General features: G+C 50.2%; 12 protein-coding genes. 3 read left to right on the top strand and 9 right to left on the bottom strand.

The window, feature by feature from the left end:
• Window positions 1-79 precede the first annotated feature (79 nt).
• From T360_RS0109580 to T360_RS0109620, 9 genes are all read right to left on the bottom strand, one after another.
• Window positions 80-502, bottom strand: coding sequence for a type II toxin-antitoxin system VapC family toxin (locus T360_RS0109580; protein ID WP_028912591.1), 423 nt, complete (start codon window positions 500-502; stop codon window positions 80-82).
• Entirely contained in the window at window positions 492-758 is a 267-nt protein-coding gene (locus T360_RS0109585; RefSeq protein ID WP_155949467.1) for a hypothetical protein, read from the bottom strand. Before T360_RS0109585 ends, T360_RS0109580 begins: the two co-directional genes overlap by 11 nt.
• A gap of 177 nt (window positions 759-935) precedes the next feature.
• Window positions 936-1,406: a D-Ala-D-Ala carboxypeptidase family metallohydrolase gene (locus T360_RS16010; RefSeq protein WP_081772765.1), complete on the bottom strand. Its 471-nt coding sequence runs from the start codon at window positions 1,404-1,406 to the stop codon at window positions 936-938.
• Window positions 1,407-1,775 (bottom strand): hypothetical protein, encoded by a 369-nt coding sequence (locus T360_RS0109595; protein WP_028912593.1) that lies wholly within the window; start codon window positions 1,773-1,775, stop codon window positions 1,407-1,409. It lies immediately after the preceding gene.
• Entirely contained in the window at window positions 1,772-4,030 is a 2,259-nt protein-coding gene (locus tag T360_RS0109600; protein ID WP_028912594.1) for a hypothetical protein, read from the bottom strand. Before T360_RS0109600 ends, T360_RS0109595 begins: the two co-directional genes overlap by 4 nt.
• 13 nt (window positions 4,031-4,043) lie before the next feature.
• Window positions 4,044-4,742, bottom strand: coding sequence for a BRO family protein (locus T360_RS16545; protein WP_051523502.1), 699 nt, complete (start codon window positions 4,740-4,742; stop codon window positions 4,044-4,046).
• 99 nt (window positions 4,743-4,841) lie between these two features.
• Window positions 4,842-5,126: a hypothetical protein gene (locus T360_RS0109610; protein ID WP_028912595.1), complete on the bottom strand. Its 285-nt coding sequence runs from the start codon at window positions 5,124-5,126 to the stop codon at window positions 4,842-4,844.
• A 165-nt stretch (window positions 5,127-5,291) separates the two neighbouring features.
• Window positions 5,292-6,101, bottom strand: a complete 810-nt coding sequence (locus tag T360_RS15830) for a LexA family transcriptional regulator (RefSeq protein ID WP_051523503.1) — start codon at window positions 6,099-6,101, stop codon at window positions 5,292-5,294.
• Between the two features lie 163 nt (window positions 6,102-6,264).
• A complete protein-coding gene (locus T360_RS0109620; protein WP_028912596.1) occupies window positions 6,265-7,773 on the bottom strand; it encodes an Ig-like domain-containing protein in 1,509 nt (502 codons plus the stop codon).
• A 247-nt stretch (window positions 7,774-8,020) separates the two neighbouring features.
• Here T360_RS0109620 and T360_RS0109625 point away from each other — a divergent pair, with 247 nt between their 5' ends.
• The 3 genes from T360_RS0109625 to T360_RS0109635 are packed head-to-tail and all read left to right on the top strand — an operon-like array spanning window position 8,021 to window position 9,481.
• The gene (locus T360_RS0109625; RefSeq protein ID WP_028912597.1) at window positions 8,021-8,224 is read left to right on the top strand and encodes a helix-turn-helix transcriptional regulator; all 204 of its coding nucleotides are present in this window, start codon (window positions 8,021-8,023) and stop codon (window positions 8,222-8,224) included.
• A complete protein-coding gene (locus tag T360_RS0109630; RefSeq protein ID WP_028912598.1) occupies window positions 8,221-8,559 on the top strand; it encodes a HipA N-terminal domain-containing protein in 339 nt (112 codons plus the stop codon). The genes T360_RS0109625 and T360_RS0109630 overlap by 4 nt, the downstream gene beginning before the upstream one ends.
• The gene (locus T360_RS0109635; protein ID WP_028912599.1) at window positions 8,552-9,481 is read left to right on the top strand and encodes a HipA domain-containing protein; all 930 of its coding nucleotides are present in this window, start codon (window positions 8,552-8,554) and stop codon (window positions 9,479-9,481) included. The genes T360_RS0109630 and T360_RS0109635 overlap by 8 nt, the downstream gene beginning before the upstream one ends.
• The last annotated feature ends 166 nt before the right edge of the window (window positions 9,482-9,647 follow it).

A 9,647-nucleotide genomic window follows, 5' to 3' on the forward strand; every position in this document is an offset into this window, starting at 1 on the left:
ACCCTGTGTCCTGAATCAGGGCAGTGGTTTGGGGGATGCCGTCACGATTCGCGACACTGCCCGGTTTTTACCGTCAGCATTATTTTTTGAGCCAGTTGGCAATTTTTAATCCTTCAATACGGTTGAAATGCTTTACGTTATCGGTAACTACCGTCAAACCTTCGCATAGCGCTTGACCCGCTATCAGCATGTCAAACTCATCTATCATTTCACCTTTCTTTTTTAGGGAATACTTAATTCTTCCGTATTGTTCAGCTTGCTCAGAAAGTGGCAAAATATCAAAATACTCAATAAGTTTATTTATCTTCAGTAGCTCTTTGTTGTAGTATTCTTCCTTTTTTTCTTTGGCAAGATAGGCGCCATAAAATAACTCATGAATGGATACCGACGATACATAGCAGGATTTAACACCAGCTTTCAACACGTGTTCTATAACAGATGGTACACCATCAAGAAAATCTATTAATATATTTGTATCGAGAAGGTATTGCTTATTTTTCATCTGTGTATTTGTACTTTATCTCGCGGCCGCCGAAATGATGACTGTCGCGAAGCGATTTTTTTAACTCTTCAGCAGAAGGCTCGCCCTCATAGTGCAAAGCCTGAAGTTCACGAACAAACTCTTCATCGCTTTTGCGCTGTTTAATCTGTTCCAGTTCCTCTGGCTCAACAAGATGCTCTGCCAACCACTGTCTGTTACTCAGACTCAGGCCGCTCAGCATGTGGAGGATGTTCTCCAGTGATAAGGTTGTTTTCATATTCGAAAAATTATTTATTCCGGTGGCAAAAATACGCATTTTTGCAGAAACTTCAAAGTTTTTTTTGCGAAAACATGTAGAAATTTCACAATTTAACGTTCAGGAAGTCGTATGCTTAAACATTTTCGCATCGCAAAACGATGAGCCGTGCCGCGGGGCATGGCTCTCTGATTGTTTCTAGGCTTGGATGAAGGCTACTTTGTGGCGGTTCTTGGGCGAGGCCGAGGGGGTGCTGGGGCGGACGGCGAAGTGCAGCCACACGGCACCGTAGCGATTCTTTTCTATCAGCAGCTCGTCGAACTCCTGCTGCGATTCCCGGGCGTAGGCCAGCAGGATGGCGGCATAGGTGATGGCCTGCTCCATGCCGCTGGTGCGGATGTCGGCCGCGCAACCCGTCAGGTGGTTAGAGGTGGCTGCTCCCCCAACCTTCCGGTTCAACTGCTGCGAGCGATAGCCCGAGTTGATCACAATAGATCGTCCGGCCCGTTCTCTCAGCGCTTCCAGCCATGTGCATAGGCGTTTTAGATTTGCTATCGCCTCATGACTAGGCACATTATACACTTCAGGATATTTGCTCCTGGTGAACTCTCCCAGCACAAAGTGAGGAGAGAGCTCCGCTTGACTGTTTAATTGTAATACCTGTTCCATTTATTTTTTAATTTTTTTATTAATGTTGATGGCTGTGCTGTGGGGGAAGGCTTGGCTGTAGGCACTGTCGAGGGCCCGCAGGTCTATTTTGTAGAAGCTGATGCCTGTGCACACGGCCACGATGGCGCGCAACAGTTCGCGATGCTTGCGGGGATAGAGCTTGACACTGGGCAACTCGTTCCAGCCTTCTTGCTCGCACTGGTGGCACACGTGCCAGATAAAATCGTCGTTGGCTGCGCCACCAAACCAAGCCTTCAGTATGTTGCGGATGCAGTAGCGCTTATACTGCCCCCGCAGCAGGTGCCTGGTGCGCTCCAGCAGTAGCCAGAGCTGCACAAAGCATTGTTGGGTATTGGCAATATCTGTCATAGGTTGGCGAATTTTTGTTTAAACTGTTCGGTTTTACAATACCGATGGCTCACCTCGTCGTACACCAGATGACCGCGAGTCTGCCACTGCCGCAGGGCACTTTTGCCATCGCCTTCGCGCCCTTGCTGCTGGCGCATCAGCATATACTGCTCGTGGGTAAACTCATCGGGCAGCAGGCGCAGCAGATTCTGAGGCCCCGAGCGGCGCTGTATCTCAACCTCCTCGCGCAACTCCTTCTCGAGCTGGGCTCCAAAGTAGAGCATCTTGCACCACATGTTGTATTGCTCGCTCCAGCGCACAAAGTCGGCTATCGTCTTGTCCCACCGGTAGCCGTGGGCCACATAGAGCAGCATGCCTTTGAGCCATGCTATCACGTTGGCGCGATACGACAGCACGCGGTAGGCCTCGCTTTCAAACAGGCGGGCAGCGTCTTTGTTTTCCAGTCGAATGTCGAGGGCAAGCTTCTTAGCCTGCGGGCACTCGATGAGTCCGCTGGCAGCCTCAAGCCGTTCGAGATAGGGCTTCAGCTCGGCAGCAAACTGCTCGTCGTAGATGCCCTGGATGGGCGGTTCGTCGTCGTCGTCATCATTACGGATGATGGTGGCCACATCCAGTCGGCTCACGGTGCCATCGTTCACCATCTTATAGAAAAACTTGCGCGCATTGGGTGGCGTGGTGCTGGCGTTGAAGTTCCATCGCAGCGGTGCGATACCACTCACGGAGTCGGCTCCTACGCGCTCCTGACCGGCCAGCGAGTTGTCGAAGGCTTTACGGATAAGCAGGCCCACCTCATCTACCGAGCATTTGGATGTCACCTTCTTCAGCGCCTCTACCTCGTCCACGATGGTGAAGATGTAGCGCTGTCCGTTGTTGTGTGCATCCACGATGCGCTGGTTGAACACGGCGTCGGTAAGATTGTCTATCAGCATCTGTATGCAGATGTCGGCAGGGCGCGGGTCTTTCTTCTGCTTGCCAGCGGGGTTCTTGCGCTTCCACTCAGCCTCGCGCTCACGGTTGGGCTGGTCGCGCAGGCGGATATCCTCCATGATGTAATCGATGGGTTTCTTGATGCTGCCCTTACCGATACTCTGGCGGCCCACTAGCAGATTCATAAACGTGGCCTCGTGCTCCACGTTGTCCCAGTAGCGAAACTTCACGCCGTGCAGATGGGCACCCAGCGCGGGAAACACTGCACTGGCCACGGCAGGCTTGTAGTAAGAGGGCACGTTGCGGGTGAGCAGTCTGATGAGTGGCGGCAACTTCTTGGGCAGTGGCGGCGGGGTGCTCATGGTGCCACCGCAGGCCTTTACGCCAGCCTGCGATTTCAGTGCCTGCAGCACCTGTTTCAGGCGGTAGGGCATGCCCTTGCGCGGCTCTTTCAGGGCGTTCTCGATGGTTTGCCGATATTCGCCCATATCGGCCTCGGTGCAGGTGCCATCGGGTGCTGCCCAGTAGTTGGGTATCACCAGCATCAGCTGCTCCAGCTGGTAGCCGCAGATGCTGCGGATGGTAACGGCCAGCTCGAAGGTGAGCACGTTGCGGTCGCCCGCCGTGGGCTCCTTGCCACCGTTGAACATCTCCCAGTACTTGGCGATAATCTCGCTGAACGGCGTGCCGTTGTAATCTTTATCTTGGCACGGATTACACGGCTCTCTTTTAGAGAGACACTGCTCTTTTTCATTGATAACAGCCGTGTCCTTTTTTAAAAAGGCCGTGTCATCCGTGCCTAAAACTTCTTCGAGTTCGAAGATGGCATCATCCAGATAAATCAGCTGCTCGGTGCCGGTGGTGAAGAACACGCGGGTGATATCCTTGGCACCCTTGTCGTATTCCACGCCCAACAGTTGACTGGCCCAGCGCAGATTGTCCTCTTGCGAGCGCTCGGGGCGGCGGCGGAACACCAGGTGGTAGCCCTGTCCGCGGGCACTCTCTTCGAGCATCAGCAGCCCCAGTTCATCTTTTTTACTGAGTATACGCTCGCGTATGGCGGGCATGTCGGCGGGCTCCAGATGGTCGATATCCATGCCCACGGTGGTGCTCAGTCGGGTGCTGCCCTTCAGTGTGCCGTCGGCATTGGGCAGGCATGAGTAGTTCATCTGTGGCAGTCGGTTTTTCAGTTGTTCGTTACCGCTGCGGATGGCGGTCAGCAGTTGTTGCTGTTCGTCGCCGCCACGCAGCGCCAGATAGTCTTCTCTCGTTAGTACGGGTCGCATCATCTTCGCCCCATCCTGATAATATATTATATGTACGCTCATAATTGTCAATTCTTCAAAAATTCGGGTATCCCAGTTTTGAGTTCAGGAATCTCACGCCTTCTAAGGTCCACGTCATATAGGTCTTCACCTTTTTCTGTCCCTTCAGAGAATAGGATACGTGCGTGCGCAGGCGCACCAGATTGCGATGAACCAGATCGTCGCTGATGTTCCAGTGACCGTTGCGGCGATACTGTATGCCCATGTCGCGCACGATGGCGTTAAAGTCGCAGGTGGTCATGTTGAATGTCTTGGCCACCTGGGTGGCGGTGAGCGTGTCTTCGGCCTCCTCGTTCAGCAGGCGCAGGGTGTTACCTACAATGGCATCGGCCCGGTGCAGGATTTCAACGGCTGAGAGGTCGCGGCCATCAGCAGCGTGGGTAGGAATGTAACCGCCCGTACGGCGAATCTGTGGCAGCACCTCACTGGTAACCCAGCGCTTAAAGGCCTTGGCCTGTGGCAGTTTGGAAGAGAGCACCAGCGAGTAGAGTCCCGATTCGTTGATGATTGTTACTCGAGTTTCGTAGGCAGTGTCGCGAATTGCGACGGTGCCCTTATCTTCGGAATCTACATGCTTTCTAAGAGCATCGCGGGTGTTGCTGTATCCCAGCGCCTGGGCCACATCTTTACCCACAAACATGATTTGATTATCAACCTGGCAAGTACGAATCTCGCCAAAAACTTCGCTTGTAAAAATTTGGATATTTGTTTCCATTGTTTGTTGAAAATTAACGAGCTTAGGAAAAGCGAAGATTGCTTGAGCTCATTTCATCCGGATACTTCTCCGCTCGTCTTTCAACTCATAGGTTATACATTACTTATTTAGTTTTACGATATCAGTAACCAGTATTTCTTGGAATACTTGGTTCTGATATTCATGTGTAGAGAAACGAAGTGTGGCACACACGATGTCACCTTCGTAGAACCTGCACGCCGCCAGATTGCCCAGCATGGCGCACACATACTCGTTTTCGAACTTCGATCCACCCAGCTCGCGCAGCACGATGTTGCACTTCTGGATGGTACCACTCTCGGACTTTGCCGACTGCACGCCGAAGGCCTCGCCCTGGCGCACTACTCTCAAAATTTTTGTTTCCATAATTTCAAAGAACGTCTTGTCATCGTTCGACGGTGCAAAAGTAGGCATAAAAAAAATGCGTTCCAATCTCTTGAAACGCATTCGGTAACGGTTTTCGGTAAGTGTGTCAGGTTTCGGTAACTCTTGCGGCCAACTTACTGAAGGTTAGGTAATCATACGGGCAGCTTATTTTAGTTTTTCTTTCATAAATGCCATCAGCGCCAGTTCGCGCTTGCTGGCTCCCTGCTCGGCCCATTTGTCAACGGGGAAATACATATAAGTATGGTTGCTGAGGGTGCGCTGCACCGAGCCCTTGCGGCAAGCAAACTCGAAACTGGCTGGCAGAATGAGGGCCTGCACCTTGCGCTCAAACTGCGCCACACTGCACTGGCAGTCGCAGCAGTCGCGCATCACGCCATACACCACGGCCCATGCCGACGCCGCCCAGAACAGCGAACTGCCCTGCGCCACTGCCTCGGCCAGTCGCTCATACACGTCGGCCAGCTTGTGCTGATTTTTCTTAAACTTACGTATCTGCTCGTTGATGTGGCTGATGCTGTCGCGCGGTGTGCTCAGGTTGCATACCAGTCGGCCACAGAAGCGCACGTCCATGTCCTCGGTCAGCAGTATCGGTGCATACTTATCGTTGGCAGGCAGCAGCCAGTGCTGGTTTTCCTCGTCCACGAAATAAGTCTTCAGCACCTCCTCGCCATCGATGGCCACCATCACCACCTCGCCCGACCTCACGCTGCGCACGCTCTCAAGCAGCAGCGGGTCGCCGCTGTAGATGCCTATGCCCTGCATCGAGTCGCCCTGGGCATTCACGATAAACACCTGTCGGCCGCGCGTCAGCATACTTGGCAGCAGTATCATCTCTGGTGGCAGATCGCCCATCTCGCCAGGCAGTCCGCAACTCACTCCCACTTCATAGTACGGCACCCATGTGTCGCACGTCATCTCAGTCAGCTCTTGGCTGATGTTACAGTTTTTTCTCATGTCGTTTAAAGTTTATATCTTTTCAGTTTTTCTTTCATTCGCTGCGCCTCCACTCGGCGCCTCAAAAACGGCTGCAAAGATAATACATTCTCCCGAATCCACCAAATTTTTCAGCAAAAAAAAAATGCTGACCGACGTGATTTGTCGGCCAGCAACTCCATCATCACGGGGCAGCGTAGATGCTGGCATCGTTACCATTCTCATCCTTAACAGTTACAGTTACACTCATCGTACCGGATACGATGCCATAATAGCTAGGATTCGATATGACACCTGGACCAATATCCCATCCTGCATAAGCACCCTTCGTGGCTGTAATTGTGCCACCACTGATGGTGATGTTACCACAAGTAGGACATGGACCAACAGAATACTGCCTTATACCCGTTCCGATACCTGCAGCATAATTACCACCATAGGCATTCACGGTACCGCCCGTAATCGTGATATCGCGACAGTTTATAACGTAGTTGTAGGAGTACGCACCGCCCGCGCCAATGCCAGCACCCTCGAGGCCACCATAGGCATTCACGACACCGCCCGTAATCGTGATATCGCGACACGCAGTTGCGCCCCAACCATTAGTACCTGTTCCGATACCAGCACCATATTGACCGGCATGTGCAGTCACCGTTCCACCTTGAATGGTTATATCTTGGCAAGAACCACCGTTGCCAGCACCTATGGCCGCTGCTCCATCGGCAACTGTAGCATTGATGATACCACCTTTGATAACGATATTACCAGCGGCTCCTTGTTTTTGAGAGCCTATGCAGGCATAATTAACAGCACTTGAGGTCGCATTTAGCGTACCCTCGCCACTGAGGGTCAAGGTAGTGCCAATAGGACCTGCTTTTATCGCTGTATTTGTTGCAGAAATTGTACTTACCGTTTCCTTAATCAGAACAACGGTGGCATCGCCTAGGCATTCCACAGTATTATTAACGGTTGCATCAGCAAGATATATTGTGGCGCCATCGGGGATAGAAACAGGATAGGTTGTTTCACCCGTCAGCACATCACCATCATGAGCAGTATATGCGGCTGTAAGAGTCGAAAGGTCAGATGAAGCAACAACAACGTTGCAAGTAGCGGTTTTACCACCGGCCTTGGCAGTGATGGCAACAGGCACAGCCGATGCTTTAACGCCTGTAACCTTACCAGTTTCATCTACGGTAGCAATACTCTCATCGCTCGAACTCCACTGGATAGGGTAACCAGCAGGATCGATGGTTGGAGTGATTGTAGCGCTATTACCGACGGCAACAGTCAGCAATGCAGGAGTCGACAGCGAGTTAATAGGATCGTTAACCGTTACCTTGTACGATTTCGAATCGGCCAGGAAAATCTTCTTGCCGCCGGTGCTGTAGCCAGTAGCGGTGGCAGTGATGGTGGCAGTACCTTCGGCAATGGCGGTTACCACGCCTTCGCCATCAACAGTAGCCACATTGGTGTCGCTCGATGTATATTCCACCACGGCTGTGGTCACCGATACAGCCTGGCGCTTAAAAGTGTCGCCAATCTTGAGGGTTACTGGGGCTTCGTTCAACTGGAGATAAGCCGGTGTGGGATTGTCTTCGCTGGCGAAGATGTCGTCACAAGCAGTGAAGAGCACGGCCAGGCAGCACATCAGCGATGCCTGCAGCAGTCTTGTTAAAAAGTTCGTTCTCATAATTAGATTGTTTTAAAAATTAATATTACGTTTAAAATTGTCACTGTCAAATAGGTTATATGCTGCAAAGATAGTAATTCTTTCGCAAAGTTGCCTTTCATCCCCGATTAAATAATGTTAACACCGAAAAAAACGTAAAACTATAGTAGAAAGCATATAAAAATGTTAAATATCACACTTTTTATATCAGAAAGCATGTAATTTACAAATAATATTGTAATTTTGCATGCGAAAGAATATAATTTATATGGAAAAGACAAAGTTATCGAAGGTAGTAAAGGATTTGCGCAAGGAATATGGCCTTACGCAAGAAGATCTGGCTATGAAGTCTGGCGTAGGCTTGTGTTTTGTACGCAATCTGGAACAGGGAAAGCCGACGTTAAGAATGGATAAGGTCAACCAGCTACTTGATTTGTTTAACTACGAACTTACAGCAACCAAAAGGCAATGAGACAAGCAGAGATATATCGAAAGAATGTCCTTGCTGGCATCTTGACAGAAGATGGTGGCGAATACCGATTCGGTTATGATGAAGCGTACCTCAAACGTGAAGATGCGCAACCTGTAAGTCTGACACTCCCATTACAAACGGAAACATTCGTAAGTCCTGTACTATTCCCGTTCTTTGATGGTTTGATACCTGAAGGATGGCTACTTGATGTGGCACTTCGCAACACCGACATCAGTATTCTTGACCGTATGTCGCTATTATTGTTATGCTGCAAGGAGTGTATCGGTTCTGTCAGTGTCGTGCCTATAAATAAGGAAGGAGGCGACAATGTGTAAATGTCTATATTGTTATAAGGAATTGGAAGAAGGTCAGAAAGACATGCATCCAAGATGTGCCCGAAAATTCTTTGGAACAAAGGATGTGCCCTTGCTGGAGTACAAACATGAAGAGCTCGACCAATTAGCCGAGCAGGTAATTCGTGCTCAAACATCTCTGACAGGCGTTCAACCCAAATTGTCTCTGAACCTCGATAAGCACGATGGCTGTAGCCGACTGACTATCGTAGGACTTTGGGGAGATTATATCTTCAAGCCACAAACGGAGAGTTACGTGCAGTTGCCCGAAAATGAGGACTTAACGATGCACCTTGCGGAAGCCGCAAAGATTAGTGTGGTGCCTCATAGCCTTATTCGTTTGGCTGATGGAAAACTGGGGTACATCACAAAGCGTATTGACCGAACCGAGAATGGCGAGAAGATAGACATGGAGGATATGTGCCAACTCACGCTACACCCTACGGAGTATAAGTACAAAGGATCGCATGAGCAGATAGCAAAGACAATCTTGCAGTACAGCAACACACCAAAACTCGACCTTACGAATTACATGCAGTTGCTACTCTTCTGTTTTGTCACAGGCAACAACGATATGCACCTGAAGAACTTCTCGCTCTATCGTCCTTCTGAGGGCTATCAACTCACTCCTGCTTATGACCTCCTCAATGTCGCCATTGCCAATCCGAAGGACAAGGAGGAATTGGCACTTACTCTTGTGGGAAAGAAAGCGAAACTCCGTTTGGCAGACTTTCTTAATGCTGCAAAGACTATGGGACTGGAAGAAAATGTAGTACAGCGTCTCGTCGCAGGGCTTCATAAGGTGTTTCCCAAATGGCAACAGCTTATAAAAGATTCCTTCCTCAGTGATGACCTGAAACAAGCGTATGAAGAACTGATAGTTTCCAGATTGGATAGGTTGTAGATACAAACTCGAGCAGGATTTTTTGTTTTGGGATAGGCTACATCTCAAAACAAAAAGTGCCCCGCGCCGGGGTTGAAGTGCACCCCGAAAGTTAGACAAAAAACTTTCGGGGTGTATTATGTTAAAGAAAAAGCAAAAGAGGCAAAGCCTATCAGACTATCTCCGT

Origin of the sequence: Prevotella sp. MA2016 (genome assembly GCF_000619825.1) — a bacterium.
Lineage (GTDB): Bacteria > Bacteroidota > Bacteroidia > Bacteroidales > Bacteroidaceae > Prevotella.